General features: G+C 49.6%; 14 protein-coding genes. 1 reads left to right on the top strand and 13 read right to left on the bottom strand.

The annotated features are described in order from the left end of the window. Nucleotides 1-11: 11 nt before the first annotated feature. From PIL01S_RS21480 to PIL01S_RS21470, 3 genes are all read right to left on the bottom strand, one after another. Nucleotides 12-1,595 carry an extracellular solute-binding protein gene (locus PIL01S_RS21480; protein WP_246058511.1) on the bottom strand — a complete coding sequence of 528 codons (1,584 nt, stop codon included), beginning with the start codon at nucleotides 1,593-1,595 and terminating at the stop codon, nucleotides 12-14. Nucleotides 1,596-1,785: 190 nt separating this feature from the next. Continuing rightward, a complete protein-coding gene (locus tag PIL01S_RS21475) occupies nucleotides 1,786-1,968 on the bottom strand; it encodes a hypothetical protein (RefSeq protein WP_218029846.1) in 183 nt (60 codons plus the stop codon). 88 nt (nucleotides 1,969-2,056) lie between these two features. Further along, nucleotides 2,057-2,584, bottom strand: coding sequence for a GrpB family protein (locus PIL01S_RS21470; protein WP_127539297.1), 528 nt, complete (start codon nucleotides 2,582-2,584; stop codon nucleotides 2,057-2,059). 213 nt (nucleotides 2,585-2,797) lie between these two features. Between PIL01S_RS21470 and PIL01S_RS21465 the strand changes: the two genes are divergently transcribed. Next, complete coding sequence (locus tag PIL01S_RS21465) at nucleotides 2,798-3,079, top strand: SunI/YnzG family protein (protein WP_127539296.1); 282 nt, start codon at nucleotides 2,798-2,800, stop codon at nucleotides 3,077-3,079. 111 nt (nucleotides 3,080-3,190) lie between these two features. Here the strand turns inward: PIL01S_RS21465 and PIL01S_RS21460 are convergent, their stop codons facing one another. From PIL01S_RS21460 to PIL01S_RS21415, 10 genes are all read right to left on the bottom strand, one after another. Next, a complete protein-coding gene (locus tag PIL01S_RS21460; protein ID WP_127539295.1) occupies nucleotides 3,191-4,153 on the bottom strand; it encodes a glycosyl hydrolase in 963 nt (320 codons plus the stop codon). A 91-nt stretch (nucleotides 4,154-4,244) separates the two neighbouring features. Continuing rightward, entirely contained in the window at nucleotides 4,245-5,255 is a 1,011-nt protein-coding gene (locus tag PIL01S_RS21455) for a carbohydrate ABC transporter permease (RefSeq protein WP_127539294.1), read from the bottom strand. 29 nt (nucleotides 5,256-5,284) lie between these two features. After that, nucleotides 5,285-6,184: a carbohydrate ABC transporter permease gene (locus tag PIL01S_RS21450; protein ID WP_127539293.1), complete on the bottom strand. Its 900-nt coding sequence runs from the start codon at nucleotides 6,182-6,184 to the stop codon at nucleotides 5,285-5,287. Then, nucleotides 6,181-8,766 (bottom strand): DUF5696 domain-containing protein, encoded by a 2,586-nt coding sequence (locus PIL01S_RS21445; protein ID WP_127539292.1) that lies wholly within the window; start codon nucleotides 8,764-8,766, stop codon nucleotides 6,181-6,183. Before PIL01S_RS21445 ends, PIL01S_RS21450 begins: the two co-directional genes overlap by 4 nt. A 14-nt stretch (nucleotides 8,767-8,780) precedes the next feature. After that, complete coding sequence (locus tag PIL01S_RS21440; protein ID WP_095359181.1) at nucleotides 8,781-9,401, bottom strand: YIP1 family protein; 621 nt, start codon at nucleotides 9,399-9,401, stop codon at nucleotides 8,781-8,783. Further along, complete coding sequence (locus PIL01S_RS21435) at nucleotides 9,382-10,848, bottom strand: NHL repeat-containing protein (RefSeq protein ID WP_127539291.1); 1,467 nt, start codon at nucleotides 10,846-10,848, stop codon at nucleotides 9,382-9,384. Before PIL01S_RS21435 ends, PIL01S_RS21440 begins: the two co-directional genes overlap by 20 nt. 11 nt (nucleotides 10,849-10,859) lie before the next feature. After that, complete coding sequence (locus PIL01S_RS21430) at nucleotides 10,860-11,723, bottom strand: carbohydrate ABC transporter permease (protein WP_017689719.1); 864 nt, start codon at nucleotides 11,721-11,723, stop codon at nucleotides 10,860-10,862. A 2-nt stretch (nucleotides 11,724-11,725) separates the two neighbouring features. Continuing rightward, nucleotides 11,726-12,637: a carbohydrate ABC transporter permease gene (locus tag PIL01S_RS21425; protein WP_127539290.1), complete on the bottom strand. Its 912-nt coding sequence runs from the start codon at nucleotides 12,635-12,637 to the stop codon at nucleotides 11,726-11,728. A 75-nt stretch (nucleotides 12,638-12,712) separates the two neighbouring features. Beyond that, nucleotides 12,713-15,640: an extracellular solute-binding protein gene (locus PIL01S_RS21420; protein WP_127539289.1), complete on the bottom strand. Its 2,928-nt coding sequence runs from the start codon at nucleotides 15,638-15,640 to the stop codon at nucleotides 12,713-12,715. Between the two features lie 118 nt (nucleotides 15,641-15,758). After that, a complete protein-coding gene (locus PIL01S_RS21415; protein ID WP_371859979.1) occupies nucleotides 15,759-17,141 on the bottom strand; it encodes an ABC transporter substrate-binding protein in 1,383 nt (460 codons plus the stop codon). Between the last annotated feature and the right edge of the window lie 41 nt (nucleotides 17,142-17,182).

The raw sequence follows: 17,182 nt of genomic DNA, 5'->3' as shown, positions 1-17,182 counted from the left end.
TCCTCTCAGATTCATTGTCCGTTTCTTTTCTTGTAAGCCTCCGTCATCTCATCACTCATGGCCTGGACATTTGGATCACTCCGCAAAGATTCCACAAAGGTATCCCAAGCTTCGATGGGCTCGCGGCCCAAAATGATTTTAGCCTTGAGATCCTGTATCTTCTTGTTTAATTCGGGCAGAATCTTCTGTCCAGTTTCCGATTGAAGTCCGGCGGATAGATCGGCTACACTCGTTTTGTCCCGTTCGGCCTCCACTTTTTTGAATAGTTCATTCGCCTGGGTCTCTTCTTCTGTTTCACCCGTGGTATCCCAGGGCAGATCAATAACGTTAACGATATGATTAAAATCCGAGGCGTTGTCCGCCGTTAATTTCTCGGTACTTGCTACTTTTTTGCCATCGACCATTTCATAATGGGTACCTTCAATCCCAAACTGCTGAATTTCAAACACTTCCGGGTTCATCCAGGTATCGACGAGTTGGAGAATCCGTTTCATCTTCTCTTCCGGTACGCTTGCAGGAATCGCCAGAATGCCGTTGTAACCCGAGCCTTTTGGGTTGTAGCCATTCAGATTGGTCAGAGGGTAGAAGTCCGTATACTTGAAGGAAGGATCGACTTTCTTCAGATCATCGGCATAGATTTTGCGCATCGTGCCTGTCTTGTCCACAATAATGCCTGCCTGGTTGCGCTTGAACAATTCCCTTGCCTGCGTCAGCTTGAGCGACAGAAGATCCTCGGGCATCATGCCGCTGCTGTAGGCTTTCGTCAGATATTGAAGGGATTCCCTGACCTCGGGCAGCAGCTCCCTGTATACCAGTTTCCCCTCTGTTTCATCCCACTTCCAACTGCTGTTGCTTCCGATAAAAGAATTCTCAATGGCGCCCAGCACCGGGCCGAGATTGCCACCCCAACCGAGATCATCCGGACTGACATAAGCGGCAAGTGCTGTGGTATCTGCTTGTCCGTTGCCATCAGGATCCTGTTCCACGAATGCCTTCATCACATCGAATAATTCATCTGTTGTCTCCGGCACCTGAAGGTTTAATTTGTCGAGCCAGTCCTTCCGGATAATGAAAAAGGAATCTCCCGTCACCGGCCTAGGGCGCGGTATGCCATAATTGTTGCCGTCTGCTGCCTTGGTTGTTTCCCAGGCAATATCGGGAATGCCCTTGCTCAGGTTCGGATATTCCTGGATATATGGCGTGATATCCCAGAACGCTCCTTGCTTGACCATCTTGGTAAAGGTGCTTCCAAACGGATCGTTAATCATGATGAGATCAGGAATATCGCCAGAAGCGAGCGTCAAGTTCAGCTTGTCGCTATAAATATTGTTCGAAACCCACTGAATGTTCATCTTGGAGTTTGTTGCTTTTTCGATCGCCCGTTTGATTACATTGTCATCCGCCGCTGGAACCGCACTGGGTGTGATCGTCATGATGCTAACTTCCAGTGGATCATTCCCATTGCCGCTGCTGCCACTTTTACTCGTTTGCCCCGCTTCTTGACTTCCGCATGCACTAAGCAAGACAGACATGACCAATACAACGGATATAATCCAGTTCAAATTACGGGTGCTACGGTTCCCCACATTTAACATAGGCTTCCCCATCCTCCTTAGTCTCTTAAACCTATCGTATTAATCGGATTAACGATTAAAAAAAGGGCTTTGACTGACCCTGGAATGAGGTTATTCCCAGTCACCTCAAAGCTTTCACTCACTATAACGAACACCCGTATTTCCTGCAATTGCACTTTTTTGCACTGGTAATCCTGGCAGTAAATAGACCTTAAATACCTTGGTACGGTTGGATGATCAGCTCATCCCACACCTGGACTTCAATATAACGTTCCGGGCCCATTTCACCATTCCGGTTCCATTCCTGAGGCCATCCATAGAACTGAATGACCTGCAGAATTTCATCTTTGGTGTACACCTGCTTACGATACGGCTTATCATCCGAATAACGCATGGTTGGGAAGAGGGCTGATATGCGTTCAGGTCTGTCATACAGATCACGCCTTCGTCAGCGATATAAGTACACACTCTTTATCAAGATACTAGCGTCGTCTATCCTCGTACAGCATGGCCTTCTGAATGATAGATTGAATAAAAGCAGCCTTAGCTGCGGTGTATCCCACACGATCATGTCTGAATTGCTGTTCCAACATTTTCTTCAACGCGTAATACTCTTGCATAACTTCCGAGTCTCTCCTGAGAGCATTGCGAAACAGCAAGTTATCCTTCCATTCCACGCTCTTGTACTTGTAGACATGAAGATGATGCGTACCTGCTCTCCATTGTCCTTTTCGGAAAAACAGACGCTCCGGAAAATCCGGCTTGGGCACATACTCGTACCCCAGTTCTCCCAATGCTTCCATATGTACTGCCTTCACATCGTTCAACTCATGTACTGCTGCCATCATATCGATTAGTGGTTTCGCGCCCAACCCCGGCACAGACGTACTCCCAATATGTTCAAAATCCACGCAGATCTCTGTCAGCACCTTCATGATTTTATTGCGTTCTACGTGATAATCCTCAACCCATCTTGGGTCATATTCCGATACGACCACTTCTTCTCTCATAGCGATTCAGGCCTTCCTGTCCCTTACATTTATTAGTCATAGTGTACATCATGTGAACAATGATGGAAATAACTGTTGTAAATTAATTCGGTCTAGCCTTAAATGGTTTATTTAACATCATTCGTTATTAACAAGGAAATATTAACCATTTAATGATAAACTAATAAAAAGGCGGTTCGATTTAACTTATGACTGATCAGGAGGACATATACAATGTTAGGTGTGCAAGTAGAGAAAGAAAGAGATCAACTGATTATTCGCTGGCAGTTTTCTAAAATTAGAATTCCGATCACAGATATCCAATCTGTTACCCTTGATGAAACTTATGGTGGAAGTGAGCCTTCAGCCATTCGAATCGGTGCAGCGTATGGCGCTTCTGAAACCATCCTAATCCGCACAACCCATCAATCTTACGTCCTGTTCACTTCCAATGAGACTTTATTTCCGAAGATCAATGCTCTGATATCCAGCTCAGCGAGTAATCCTTACATTTGATTCTTATCCAGCACCCATAAAAATCACGATAAAAAAGCGCTGGCATCCGCATAATTTCTTATGCCATGCTAACGCTTTTTAGGTTCACGATACGCTGAACGCCTTGAACGACTATTTCCAACTCCACTCAGGCAACTGATCCAGAGTTATGACATAGTCGCTGTTGTACACTTCTTTTAAGAAATCCACAGTATTATGCTGGCCACCCCTCAGGAATTCACCTGTCCAGGTACAGAACCAGCTCCAATGAATGCCCTGCTCCTCCATCTGCTGTGGATCAGGAATGGAGCCGTTCTCCGCGAGTGCTATCAATTTGCTGTCACTCACCAAATTTCGCAAGTTCTCGTAGCGTTCTGCAAGTGGATCATGGTCCCCTGCCTTCGGATATACATCCACGCTCACAATATCCACGACATCATCGCCCGGATACCATTCCGGTTGTTCCGAGTTCCACACCCAGATGAGATTGCCCAGCTCATGTTGGTTGACCAATCGATCATACAGCAGACGATACAACTGTTTGGCAGGCTCAGGCCCTTTCGCTCCCCACCAGAACCACCCTCCTTCAGCTTCATGAAGTGGGCGGAATAACACGGGTACGCCTGCATCCTTAAGCTCTTGCAGATGCCCGGCGATCACATCGATATCCCGGATCAACAAGGCATACTCATCCGATTCGGGGTGAGCCAGCGCGGAGGCGAGATCGAACGTTGTGGCCTCCGTATAAAATCCCCGCCACCACTCTTTGCCGGGTTCATCAATCAGCTGGGACGGTGCATTCCAGTGCCAACACAAGGTCACGATCCCGCCTTGCTGATGCCATGCAATCATATCTCGTATTTCCTCGGAGGTCGCCCCGCGCTCTGTTCTTGAAGGTGAGTATTCCATCAGATCAAACCCAATCACAGCTGGTTTCCTTCCCGTATTCTCATTAATCCAGTTCAGGTTGCTGTATTCCTGCTGTCCCGAAAGTACTGCCGACCCGTAACTCTTGACCAAGTACCTCATCAATTCCCTGGCCTCGGAAGTCGCATCTTGATTTACCAAGGTACTGCTTATCTTTTGTTCCGTCATTGAACATCCTCCATTCCAAGGCAGGGTACATAGCGACCCAAATATCAAAATCAACCGAATTACGTATCCTATATGACTACGCCAAACCCTCTTAACCAACAACGCCAGAACGCTCAATACTTTCCACGAAATAACGCTGTACAAACAGATACAAAATAATCAGCGGCGCAATCGCCAGCAAAATGCCGGTATCCACGATCATGGCGACATAGTTCGGATCAGCCTTCATGCCGGAACTCGAACCAAAACCCATCAGTTGAGGAATCAACTGATTCGCCTGAGCCGGTAAGGAAGCGACCTTGAGTGAGATTAATGGACTTTCACTCATGAACAACGCGGAATAGAACGTATCATTGTACTGCCACACAAAAGAAAACAGGATGACCGTGATCAGTGGTGAAATGGCGTTGGGCAGCATGATTCGGGCAAATGTACGAAATCCGCCCGCACCATCAATTAGCGCAGCTTCTTCGATCTCTTTGGGCATACCCTTGAAGAACTGCCGAAAAATATAAATGAACAGCCCTGCCTTCAGCCCTCCAGCCGTCGCAGCAGTAATCATGGAAGGCCAATAGGTGTTTAACAGATTGACTCCCTCCCTGCCCGTAAACAGCTGTATGATGCCCAGAAAGTCGAAGCTGCGGAAATGCAGATACATCGGCACCATCAGCGTGCTTGTCGGCACTAGAATGGTGAGAATCACCAGCACAAAGAGGACATTGCTGCCTGGAAAAGTAAAGCGGGCAAATCCATATCCGGCAAGCGCACAGGATATTGCCGTCAACAGCGTTGTTATGGTAACAAACAGCAAGGTGTTCGCGAGCAAGGGCAGGTAATCCATTACCTGTGCCGCCAGCCTGATATTGTCCAGCGTAAAATGCTGGGGAATCATATAAATGGTTGGATTATAGATGTCTTGTTTATCCTTGAACGCAACCGAGATCTTAAGAAATAACGGATACAGAATAATAAATGAAATGCCGATGATCAATGCATATCTGAATATGGAATACAGGAGGTCCGATGTTTTATTTCGAACTCGCTGCAGTTGATAATTCTGCTTCGGAACCACCACCATGCGATCCGTTCCCGACACAGCCATAGTCTGTAGCCCTCCTTTTACATGATCCGTCAGTTGTAATGAACCCGCCGTGACAATACCCAGCCGACAACGAGCAGCACAAGGCCGATCACCAGCGTATACAGCCAGGACATCGCCGAGCTCAGGCCAAAATTCTGGGTCTTAAATGCCGTTTGGTAGATGGCTTGTGTAACCGGACTTCCGGCAAATGAATCAATAATCGTATAAATGACATTCGTCAATATCAGCGGACTGACCATTGGAAATGTAATTTTCCAGAATGATTCATAGGCCGTTGCCCCTTCGATTTTGGCTACTTCATACATGGAACCGGGTACGGACTGCAGGGCGGCGAGAAAGATCAGAATCTGAACGCCTGAGCGGCTAATGATCTCGTAAATTCGCATGATGGCTTCTACGATGTAATCCACATAGGCCATCGGCAGTCCAACATCAGCCAGCATCCGCACGATGGAAACCACGTTAAACGAAGCTCCTCCATCAGCCGTCGATTCAACGGCGCTGGCGTCGCCCATCAGATTGATCAGACCTGCAGATTCGGCTGCCGCTACCGCACTGGAGGCCAGAATAACGGGCAGGAAGAAGATCGCCCGAGCCATGGTTCTGCCCTTGAACTTCTGATTGAGCAGGGTCGCCGTAAACAGACTGAAAAACAATATCATGGGCACATTCAGCAGCATCGCCCCAACCGAATCAATCAGGATTCGATTAAAGGTGGCATCTACGAGAAGTGCATCCTTAAAATTTTTCAGACCAACAAAGTCAAGGACGTATCCTCCTGGAGCCACTGACAAATTGCTGAAGCTGAACCGAATCGATTGCAGGAGCGGCGTGGCAAAAAGGAAGATGAAACCAATGAGCCACGGCGAGATAAACGCAATACCGAGCAGCGCTCTCCGTGATTTCAACGATAAACGCAGGGTTCTCATCGGCCCACTCCTTCCACGGCATAGTCGGCTTCCCCAACCGACACTCCGTCTACAGTTACCCGATCGTCAGTGTAGTTTATAAGGATAGACGTACCGCCGCTGTACGTGACCCGGACCACGCCTTCCTGAATTCGTTCATGCCCGGTAATCTGCTGATTCCCCAACCCTTTCAACACCTCATCTGCTTCCTTGTACAGATCAACCGCATCATCTATCCAGTCTTCGTACGCGGTAGCATAAGCCGAATCATAATTCGTCAACTTCAGCCTGGATGATGGTTCATGCGTCCATTGGAAATGGGGGGCTGCACCAAGTTCAAGACTTCGCAGCAGCTGCTTGCGCAGGTCCTGATCTCCTGATGTATTCATGGGAGATGCTGCGTAGTTCATATAACCATGAATGACCATTTCATAAAAAGGAACTTCCTCATCGGTAATGTTGAACCAACTGGAGCCTTGAGGCACATCCACTACATGCTCCGCATATCCCCATGCATAGGCATTAGCCGATGATAACATCATGCTCGGATACGCCTGCTGCAGCTTGCCAAGCTGCTCCTTCACAATGTTCTTGGCCGTCTCGCGGTGAATTACACGGCTATCCCGATAATCGGAAGTAAGGACCTGCCCGAGATCACGGAGTGACAATCCGCCGAGCGCAAGTTTTGTAATTTTCCCGGCAAATTCGCTGATTACATAAGGAAGCTTGGCAGCGGAGAGCAGATAATAGCTGTCCTTGCTCTGATCCATTCGGTTGAGAGCAGGACTGTAAGGATACAATTCTGCGGTCTCCTTGGTTACAAACCGGGCCGCATCAGAAGACGGCGCAAAACGCGAGTCATCATGATAGATCCGCTGGAATGCCACATCAGGGAATAGCGCTCCACCAGACTGCTGCAATTGGGCAGACAATTCCTGCAGCTCAGAACGACTGCCTACCTCACGATCCAGCTTCACTTGGGTCGGTGTATGGTGGCTGAACCCGCCACCGAACCAACCCTGATACCGCATCTGTATGCGGCTTACACCTTCCTGCTGTAACGTTGCTGCCATGTGAGCTGCCTGTTCATACGTCGTCATGGCTAGTGTGGTCCGATAAGGCACACCCAGAAAAGAGGCCTTTTGGTCGACTGCACCGAGTACACTCACATAGAACGGCAGCTCCGTCTGTTCTTCCAGCGGTTTCAGCACACCCCCATCCACCAACTGCTGCTGATAAAGGCGAGCCATACCGGAATAACTGGCATCTTCTCCATGCAGGAAATGATATCGGACCTGGATATCTCCGCGAAAAGGATCTTCACTCAGCAGTTGAATCTCCTGCATGTTCTGCGAGGTATACATCTCCAGTTCATCCTCCCCACGCAGGGAGAAGGTCGCATATACATGGTTGTAACTGTTCTGCCTGCCTCCGATATCGGCAGAGATGCTGGCCATTGCGTCTCCTTTTTCAATCACGGCAAACCAGGCATGCTCCCCATTCTTGAGGCCAAATACAGGCATATGTGCTGATTCGCTGACCTGGGGCCGACTGAGCGAATTGTCGTTAGGGTCTGCACCGTATACACGCTGTACATACTGCTCTTCCTTGACCTTTCCGTTATTCAGATGGATTAAACTGCCTGACCCGTCCGGCACGAACATATACCCTTCGCCTTTGGTATCCGCGGCACCAAAGTATGCGAGCAAATCCATGTTACGAATACGATATTGACCACTCTCTTCCACTTGACTCAGAGGTACGGTCACTACCAGCGAGCCTTGATCCAGCCGATATTCCACCGGGATGACGAAGCTGGGCTTATCCGAAGCACCACCGCCTTCAACCCCATTTTCCTGATTGTCATAAGCAAGATCGTCTGCGGTGTAACCCGCTGTTTCAAAGGCATCCAGCATCTTGTTCAGGACAAGCTGCTTCGAGATCTGTCCATCCAGCCTTTCCAGAACATCCGGATTGTCCTTGGTTGGATAGTAACGGGCAGAAGCATACCTTGCGGCGGTGGCATCCAGTTTCGAAAGAACCTTCTCCTCCAGGCGCTGTTTGCTAATCAATCTGGGCAATGCATCGATACCGAGCGAGGTATCTCCAAGTGTGTAAGTAATCCGGATTCCCCCATCCACATTGGCAGCAACAAATTGTTTGTTGGTAATACTGGTGCTGAAATTCGGAAAGTTCTCCAGTGTACCTATCGCATCCCGGAAGGAGATGTTTAGTTGGGACGACAGGACTTCTTTCTCATAAGCCGAAGCCAGACCATCTTGCGTGCGTCCTTTCGGATTGCTGTACCAGATCTCTCCGCTAGCCCCGTCACGCACGGCGATCTCGGTTGTCTCCTCGTTATAATAAAGCGCCAATTCCTGGTCCTCAGCGACCAATTGCATGCCTGGCACACCCTGCGAGGTATCCGCTAGATACTTCAGTGTCTCTGCTTCGGCTGGCATCGTCTCTGTTGTTGCTTCCAGATAAGCTGCTACTTCTATAGCGGGTACTCCCCTGTTGTTGATATACAGCAGTCCGGCTGTCATCAGAATCACAGCTGTGCCACTGGCCAGCACCGTATATAATCGTTGCCTTTTGATCACGGATGCCGCCTCCTTTAGGTCCGAAAAATCAACTCGCGGTATATGTTATAACCGAATTCATATAATTGCTGCAGCATACTGAACACGAGTGCTCCGAGGAAAACGATAATCCCCATCACAATGAGCGTCAGCAGCATCGTAATGATCGTTTTGAACACCGTATATTGGTGCACCGTCATCGTGCCAATGAACAGGAGCAGCAGAAACCAGAAGAATGCAATGCTGTTAAACAGGTAATAAAAAGCAGTTTCCTCCTGCACCATGAACCGGCTGATGACGATCATTGGGGCATAGATCAGAATAACCGGTATGAGCGAGTATCCTGTCGCGAGAAAGATTTCCCTGAACTTGCCTTCCCCTTCCATCAGCGTCGTCACCGACCAATTGGCAATGCACCATAGGAAGAACGGCACCGCAACCGTCGCGATCTCCACAATACTGTTGATGGTGCGAGGATCCGTAAAATTGACGAGAAATCCCGCGTATTGCTTTTGCAAAGTCATCATGATGATGGTGAGCGCGAGTGCCAAAAAGGCAACAAGCATCCGTCCCCGGTTATCCGACTTGAGGTCCCAGTATGCATCGATAGGGTGAAAAATGAGATGCAGCGGAAACTTAATGTAATCCTGCTTCACGGTCAATCTGCCTCCTCCGTTTCCATTTAACCGCCACCCGGGCCAGGATCAGAATGAAAATCAGTACCATACCTGCGGTCAGGAACGTGCCGAAATGTTCCTTCATCATCTCCCGCCGGTACCTTTTGAACGCCACCGAATAACTCTTGCGGTCCATCCCAAGCTCGAAGTAGCCGAGAGCCTCCTTATTTTTCTTCTCCATGAGCAAGGATTTGCCGATACCGATATAGGCAATATCATAATTGGCGTTCAGCTTCAGTACTTCTTGCCAAATATGCACAGCTTCCGTATCCTCACCCTGATAATGAAGGGCAACCGCCTCATTCACGTTGGTTCCAAACCGAGTCGGCTCATAGACCACCAGGTTGCTCTTCCCCCGGTCAAGAACCAGCTGGTGATCGCCGGATTGCTCAATGGCAACGGGTGTTTTGAGCGTGCCTACCTGATTTCCTTTGCCACCATAGATGTAGAGCAGATGACCCTCATCGTCGTAAGTGAACACCCGATTCTGTGTCGCGTCCAGCACACTGTACATGCCGTTGCCCAGCACTTTCACATCAATAAGCTTGGATGGCCCCGTATTGTTGCGGAACCGGATATCCCCCTTGACGTCAAAATAACCAAACCGCTTCAGCACATCTTCTCCGGACGGATTGAGTCGTTTGATCGGCTCATTCGAACCAGGATCGATATTGGTTGCGTAGACAAACCCTTTATGGTCGATATCCGCGTTAGAAAACTCCGTCGGTACAAACAGGACCATCTGTGCCCGCTGGGCCTTGGTGGAGAACATGCGCCAGATATATTCGCCGTAGTCCCGCTCCACCTTATTGGTGCCGACGTATCCGATAAACTTCCCCGTCTCGTCAAACTGCATAATTCCTTCGTAAACGCCTTGAGCTACTACATAAACCCGGCCCACATGGTCAACCGTCAACTTCAGCGGCTGGAATTGAAAATTCGTCGCCAGAACATCCGACTCGGGCGCCTTGATTATATGATCCAATTGCCCCTCTGCATCCAGGATCACGACCCGATTGTTCCCTGTATCTGCGATATAGATTCGCTCCTCTTCATCCACAAACAGTCCACCAGGAGCATTAAATGTTTCCTTGCTGCCTTCTCCCGTGAACCCGTCCATGACCCGAAGAAGCTTATACTCTGCATCCAATATAACAATCCGGCTGTTGCCGCTATCCAAAATATAGATCTGACCGGATGGAGATACATTCACATCACCGGGATCCTTGAACTCCCCGATGCCCAAATCGCTGCCCGAGATGGTTCGCTTGGGCAGATAGGCGTCCGGGGAAGGAACGGCTTCTCTCCAGGAGTTGTAGTTATAACTCTCATACGGCGCCGAAGAAGCTGCCGCAGGCACCGCATTCGCCAGGAGCAGAGATACTGCCGCCAGGAGAACAAGCCATCTTTTCACTGTGCGTGCCATATCGCTCCCCCTCAATCCTTCATGCCCGAGCTCGCCATCGTCTCAATAATGCGGCTCTGCGAGAAAATAAACAGTGTGATCGGCACACTCATCAGAATAAGTGCCACCGCAGCACCTGCTCCTGCCCGGGATATTCCGCCTTGAATAATCTGTCCTGCTGCGTAATGCAGTGTCTTGAGCTGCTCGCTGTATATGTAGCCGTTGCCGTCACTACCCCATAACATCTGGAACAGCAGGATGATCAAGGTCAGCCAGGCGGGCTTCACATTTGGCATCACAATCGACCAGAAGATCCGGTATTCACTCGCACCATCAATCTTCGCCGCTTCCAGCAGGGCATCCGGAATCTGCTCCATGAACTGTTTCATCAGATACAGACCAAGTGAATAGGCGAATGCCGGAATGATAACGGCCCAATACGTGTCTATCCAGCCGAGCCAGGACATGATCATATAATTGGGAATTGCTGTTACGGCAGGGGTGAACATGAGCGATAGCACAACCACCTGGAACATGAACACTTTGCCCGGAAATTTATGCTTGGCAAGCGGATAGGCCGCTGCTGAAGCCAAGAGCACATGGCCTACAATGCCAATGCCCGTAATAAAAACGGTATTGAATATATATCGTGAGAAGGGCACCCACGAGTCGCTCAGCAAATTCAGCAAATCCGTAAAGTTGCTGAACGTTGGATTTTTGACAAACAAGGTCGGCGGAAAGGTAAAAATCTCATCCAGCGGTTTGAATGCATTGTTGATCGCATAGATCAGCGGCAGTACCATGAAGGCACCAAATACGAGCAGAAGGGCAAACAGGGAGAGACTGCCTGATAACGAGCGATTCACCCGCTTTTTGCCTGTCGCAATTGCAGCCATAGCTATTCTCCCACCCTTCGCAGCAATTTCTGTACCAACAGGTTAGTGCCTACCATAATCATGAAGAGTACGGTTGCAATCGCCGAAGCATAACCCATCTCAAACCGTGTTGTACCAAAGTCGATCAGGTGAGTGACCACCGTCTCTGCCGCATAGTTCACGCTCGGAAATCCAGCTAGTGCGATGGAAACGTCCGCCACGGCAAACGAGGTCGTGAGTTGAATGACCGCACCGAACATCAGCTGCGGCCGCATCGAAGGCAATGTAATATACCAGAGCTCCTGCCAGCGATTTTTGATCCCGTCCACCGCGCCTGCTTCATACAGCGTCCGGTCAACCGTCTGCAAACCAGCGATGAACGCCAGAAACCCTGTGCCCAGGCTCAGCCACAGCTGTACCAGAATGAGGATGGGCATGATGTACGCCTCCGACTTCAGCCACTGGATCGGCTCCAGCAGGAAGCCCCATCGGATCAATAACCCATTGGCAATACCGTAGCGATCGCCCGAGAAAATCATCAGCCAGATAAAGTAAACATTCCCCGAAATGGATGGCGCGTAGAAGATCAGCGTCATGAACGCTCTCCATTTGGGAGTTAATTCGTTAATAATCCATGCAAACACAAAACAGGCAATGTAACTGATCGGTCCGGTAATAATGGCAAACAGCAGCGTATTCTTGATGGCAATCAGGAATACGTCATCCTCCAAAAACAGCCGAGTATAATTCTGCCAGCCAATAAATCGCGGAAACTCCAGCATGTTGAAATAGGTGAAGCTGAGTATGATAGAGATAACAACCGGGATCACGGTAAACATGGTGAACAGAATCATGTAGGGAGCCAGCAGGACATAGGAATGCTTGCTGGCTTTCATCTCCTGGAGCTTCCAGCTCCACCATGATTTCATGCCCATCCTTGAAGCCTTCTCAGGAGGACTATGTTGACCGTCTCGGAGTGATATTTGTGACACTGTTAACCCTCCCTCTGCTTACGGAAGACCAAATTCATTACGTTTGATCCGAATCTCGTCCTGAATATACTGGGTGTAGTCCATGATGGATTCTCTGGCTTCTACTTGACCAACCACCGTTTTGTAAAAGGCATTGAACAGATGGCGTCCGGTAAAATAACCGCCTGGCACTTCGGGAATTCCCTTCACCGTTTCAAATTGTGCCTTAAGATTGGCATAATCCTCAGCTGGCCACGGCAATGAATCAAGCGCTTTGATGTTGGCCGTTGGATAACGCGCAGCAGCGCCCATCAGTCCTTCCATCTCGCGGCCGAATTCAGCCTGTACCGGTGTGCTGGTCCACCATTTCATGAACTCCCACGCGGCTTCCTTATCCTTGGCGCTCTCCAGCATCATGACTGCGCTGCCTCCGCCTGGCACATCGCGATTCAATGTTCCATCCGCCTGTACCGTACCCGGGACAGGAACGAAGCCCCATAGTCCGCGAATCTCCGGTGCAAATACGGATAGCTGGTTATACATCGTGTAATCCGTCAAGCCGATCGGCATCTGCCCTGTTCTGAAGCGGTTCGCAAAATCATATTCCCGCTCCAGCTTGTAATCGGTATAGAACTCTGTCCACTGCTTGAATGTCTCTATCCCGATGCGGGAGTCCAGATCGGATTCCTTGCCATCGTTGCGGTAGAAGGATCCTCCATTCTGTAGAAGCATCGTTGCGTACTGCGAGTTGGGCGGAATGTTGACACCCTGCATATTGGCCTGAGTCACAACCGGCATGCCGAATTCCATATGGTTTTTGCTCAGAATAGCCAGCAGGCTCTCGACGTCTTCCCACGTTTGAGGGACTTCAAGTCCCAGTTCTGCGAGCACGTCTTTCCGGTAAAAGAGCATATTAAAAGTCTGTGTCTCGGGTAGGGCATACACACCTGAATCATAGACGTAGGGGATGATGGCACTTTCCCTGAACTCCTGTTCTACCGAGGTATAGTCAGCGAACTTGGTCAGATCCACTGCCGAGTTCCGCATGGCAAAGTTTACCGGTAGATCATTGCCGATCTGCATCGCTACATCCGGTCCTTCACCAGACAAGGTAGCCGGCAATAACGTCCCCATGTTGACCAGCTTCAGATTGACGTTAATGCCGCTCTCCGGCGTAAAGGTCTCATCAATCATTGCCTTCATCGTATTGGCCTGGTCACGTCCACTGCCGATCCAAACCGTCACCGTACGCTGGTCTTCCGAAGTGGCAACATTGCCGATTTGGTTATAGTCAATGAAGAACGAATGATAGAATGTCTTCGCTTCATGACTGACCTTCGCCAGCGCTCCCATCCCTTTATGAGGGATACTGCTGTCGATGGACGCGACATACAGGGCATCAATTTCAAGCGGCTGCTCCCGTGCCTGCTGCACCCATGTTCCGAGCCCACCCGTATTCGTTTTGTAAGCTGCAAGCCTTCTTGGGATGGTATCCGGCTTGTCAATCATCTCGTCCAGCTGCTGCGCCATCGTCTTGATCAACGCTTCCTGATCACTCGACTGGCCGGATAGAAGGCGAAGCTGCGCTGCCACGTCCTTGAGTCGTTTACTCTCCCCGGCAAATACCTCCAGCAGGTTCGGAATTTGCTTCTCCACCCGGTAATCCCGGAATTCATCCGGCTTGGTGCCTGTGATCATCAGAATTCGCCGGTACATGGAGTTCAGGTTATACAGACTATCCTCTACATTGCGGATCAACGGTGCGAAGTCACCCAGGCTGTTCTCCAGCCGTATGACATGTTTGCCTTTTTCCAGCTGAAATTTGTAGGGTTCCTTCCCGCCCATCACATCCACGCGATAGTCGCTTTGGTAACGGAAAGGTGCTTTCGCCATCTCGGCAAATGGGACCTCACCATCGATGGTCAGCTTGCGCGTGGAATAGATGCCTTTGACGAAATTCTGCTGTGCAGTAAAGCCGATATGATAAAGTCCACTCTCCGGCACATCGACCTCCCACTCAATCCACTGTCCCGGCAGACGCCAGTTGTAACCACCAATCGTATTGACGCGCACCTGGGAAGCACTATACGGGAATACCGCTGAACTGGATCTCTCGCTGGTCGGGTACAACGTTGGTGAGGATTTGGCAATCGCCGCTTCTCCTTCAATCCGAATGAGTACATCTTTTGGCTGTCCGGAAGAATCCGTCTGCTGTGCCCCTGCGGTTTCCGCATAAGGAAGGACATTCTTCTCGTTGAAGAGCCGCAAGGATCGTAAGACCATCGGTTCACGCGTAGATTTCAGCGTTAGGGTGTGTTCCCCTTTTTCCAGAAAAAACTTGAATGGTGCCTGCTCGTATCCATCTGAATCCTGGAACGTCTCTTCCATCCAGCGTGGTTTCTCCACCTGTTTCGGACGAAGATCATTTCCCTGATTATCCTGCTCAGCGGTTTCTTTCTCACTGCCCCATACGCGGTCAAATTGCAAATAGGCTGCTTCCGCAAATGGAAGTTGACCGTCAATATAGAGTGCACGCTCAATCGCGGAACTTTTGCCTTCTACAGGAAAATAAACTGCCGAGAGATTATACATTCCGGTTTCCGGCACATCGACAACCCAATCAACCTCTCCTGTCTCACCGGTATACAAGGAAACCCCTTCCTTGCCTTCATAATCGATCAGTTTGCGGACCTCTTCACCCTCAGCTCGTATGTAGTCCCCTACTTCAATGGTGATATCCACCTCTGGCCGCAATGCTTCACCTGCTTGGATTACATATTGTTCGTATCCCTTCTTCTGCCTCGTCTGCTGCAAGATTGCATCCACCTCAATAGCTGGCAGACTGCCAGGCGGGACATCTGCACTCTCCACATCCGTACCGGAGGCGAAATACAGCAAAATGCCAGCTGCAGCCGCTACGAGTACAGTAGGCAGGATCCATCGGTTTCGTTGTAGAATTCCAGCCATTCTACGAGTCCTCCTCATTTAGGCTGATGCCAGCAACACCCTGATTGGAATTCAGAGAAACGGGGTTTCGTGCATAATTACAGGCACCGGAAACCCCTCTCTGAATCACTTGCTGGTGTTATTGCTTGCCAAGTTTATCAACTGCAGCCTGTGCCTGAGCCTTATATTTCTCGGCTGTCGCTGTAACGGACGCGTTGTTTTTAATGATGTCGTTCACATAATCTCCGATGGGATACCCTGCGTAGGCATCATCGAGCAGGATACGTCCCGTTCCGGCAATATGCTCACGAATCATGGCAATGTCCTTCTCGTCGGTATAACGGCTCTCCAGGTAATCCTGACCCGGATACTCTTCAATCTGCGGTATGTCATAGGTCTCTTCATAAATCTGGTAGACAATCTTCGGATCTTCCACACCTTTCGGGATGAATTTCGCTGAGGCTGCATTGTTGGCGTACGTTACATCCTTGCTGCCCTGAGGTCCGTTCGGAATGGGAACTACACCAGCGGCAAAGGTGATATCGCCCAGCTGCCATTCAGCGGCTGTGAATAAGGCAACGTCTCCATCCTTGAATGTATTGCTTTCCTCCCAGTTGGTTTTGTCGCCCGTTTTGACCTTCACGACATTCTCCACGTTATAGAGGCGTTTAACGAATTCGGCAGCCTCAATGGTTTTGGGATCGGACAATCCTTCTTTTGCATTTTCGTCATCTACGATCGTGCCGCCATTGGCAGCGGTAAAGTGACGAAGCACGTCAATCGGCCAGCCGGAGAATCCGTATACGTCAATTTTGCCGTCGTTATCCGTATCTTTTGTTGCCTGTTTGGCCAGTTCCATGAATTTGTCCCAATTCCACTCACCCTGGTTATAGAGCTCCTGTGGATCAGGCAGCGACATTTTTTTGAACAGGTCGCGGTTATAGTGAAGTCCCAGACCAATGCTGATTGGATTATCGAATGAGTAGTAATCACCGGCGATAGCTGGATATTTAGTAATCAAATTGGCTTCTTGATTGATGTTGTTCTCGGCTGTGGTGAATTCGGAGATCGGCAGCAGCTGCCCTTTGAGGATGGCGGGAAGAGCGGACTTGTATTCCATCTGGACGATGTCTGCGAATGGCTCGCCAGCCAGCGCAGTCGTGGTGAATTTATTCATGTATTCTTCGAATGGGACATTGACAAACTCGATTTTCACGTTATATTTTTTTTCGACTTCAGCAATCTTATCGAGACGGGCCTTATCCGATGCTGTCTCCCCCGCTGGCGTCAGATCCCACCAGGCAGCAACCTTGATGACACGTCCACCGAGATCCGGTACATTTGCTGCCACCTCTTCTGTCCCGCCTTCTGTCTCTGTTCCGGCGGTTTCGGTTGTCGTGCCCGAATTGGCGGTCCCCTCTGGCTCTGTGCCATTTTGCACTGTCCCACCTCCACTGCAAGCGGATACAAAAAGGATCACAGCCAGTAACATCAACGGCAGAACGTTCCATTTTCTAATCATGTTTTTTACAACCTCCCCGAATGTGTATGCCTGAAATGGTC

Origin of the sequence: Paenibacillus illinoisensis NBRC 15959 (assembly GCF_004000925.1) — a bacterium.
GTDB classification, from domain to species: domain Bacteria; phylum Bacillota; class Bacilli; order Paenibacillales; family Paenibacillaceae; genus Paenibacillus; species Paenibacillus illinoisensis.
This window is presented reverse-complemented; position numbering and strand designations above follow the sequence as displayed.

What these genes read in the sequence shown, in the direction of transcription:
- PIL01S_RS21435 (WP_127539291.1), bottom strand. Translation starts at nt 10,848, where the DNA reads ATGGCACGCACAGTGAAAAGATGGCTTGTTCTCCTGGCGGCAGTATCT.
- PIL01S_RS21475 (WP_218029846.1), bottom strand. Translation starts at nt 1,968, where the DNA reads ATGCGTTATTCGGATGATAAGCCGTATCGTAAGCAGGTGTACACCAAA.
- PIL01S_RS21460 (WP_127539295.1), bottom strand. Translation starts at nt 4,153, where the DNA reads ATGACGGAACAAAAGATAAGCAGTACCTTGGTAAATCAAGATGCGACT.
- PIL01S_RS21415 (WP_371859979.1), bottom strand. Translation starts at nt 17,141, where the DNA reads ATGATTAGAAAATGGAACGTTCTGCCGTTGATGTTACTGGCTGTGATC.
- PIL01S_RS21470 (WP_127539297.1), bottom strand. Translation starts at nt 2,584, where the DNA reads ATGAGAGAAGAAGTGGTCGTATCGGAATATGACCCAAGATGGGTTGAG.
- PIL01S_RS21455 (WP_127539294.1), bottom strand. Translation starts at nt 5,255, where the DNA reads ATGGCTGTGTCGGGAACGGATCGCATGGTGGTGGTTCCGAAGCAGAAT.
- PIL01S_RS21450 (WP_127539293.1), bottom strand. Translation starts at nt 6,184, where the DNA reads ATGAGAACCCTGCGTTTATCGTTGAAATCACGGAGAGCGCTGCTCGGT.
- PIL01S_RS21420 (WP_127539289.1), bottom strand. Translation starts at nt 15,640, where the DNA reads ATGGCTGGAATTCTACAACGAAACCGATGGATCCTGCCTACTGTACTC.
- PIL01S_RS21425 (WP_127539290.1), bottom strand. Translation starts at nt 12,637, where the DNA reads ATGGGCATGAAATCATGGTGGAGCTGGAAGCTCCAGGAGATGAAAGCC.
- PIL01S_RS21465 (WP_127539296.1), top strand. Translation starts at nt 2,798, where the DNA reads ATGTTAGGTGTGCAAGTAGAGAAAGAAAGAGATCAACTGATTATTCGC.
- PIL01S_RS21480 (WP_246058511.1), bottom strand. Translation starts at nt 1,595, where the DNA reads ATGTTAAATGTGGGGAACCGTAGCACCCGTAATTTGAACTGGATTATA.
- PIL01S_RS21430 (WP_017689719.1), bottom strand. Translation starts at nt 11,723, where the DNA reads ATGGCTGCAATTGCGACAGGCAAAAAGCGGGTGAATCGCTCGTTATCA.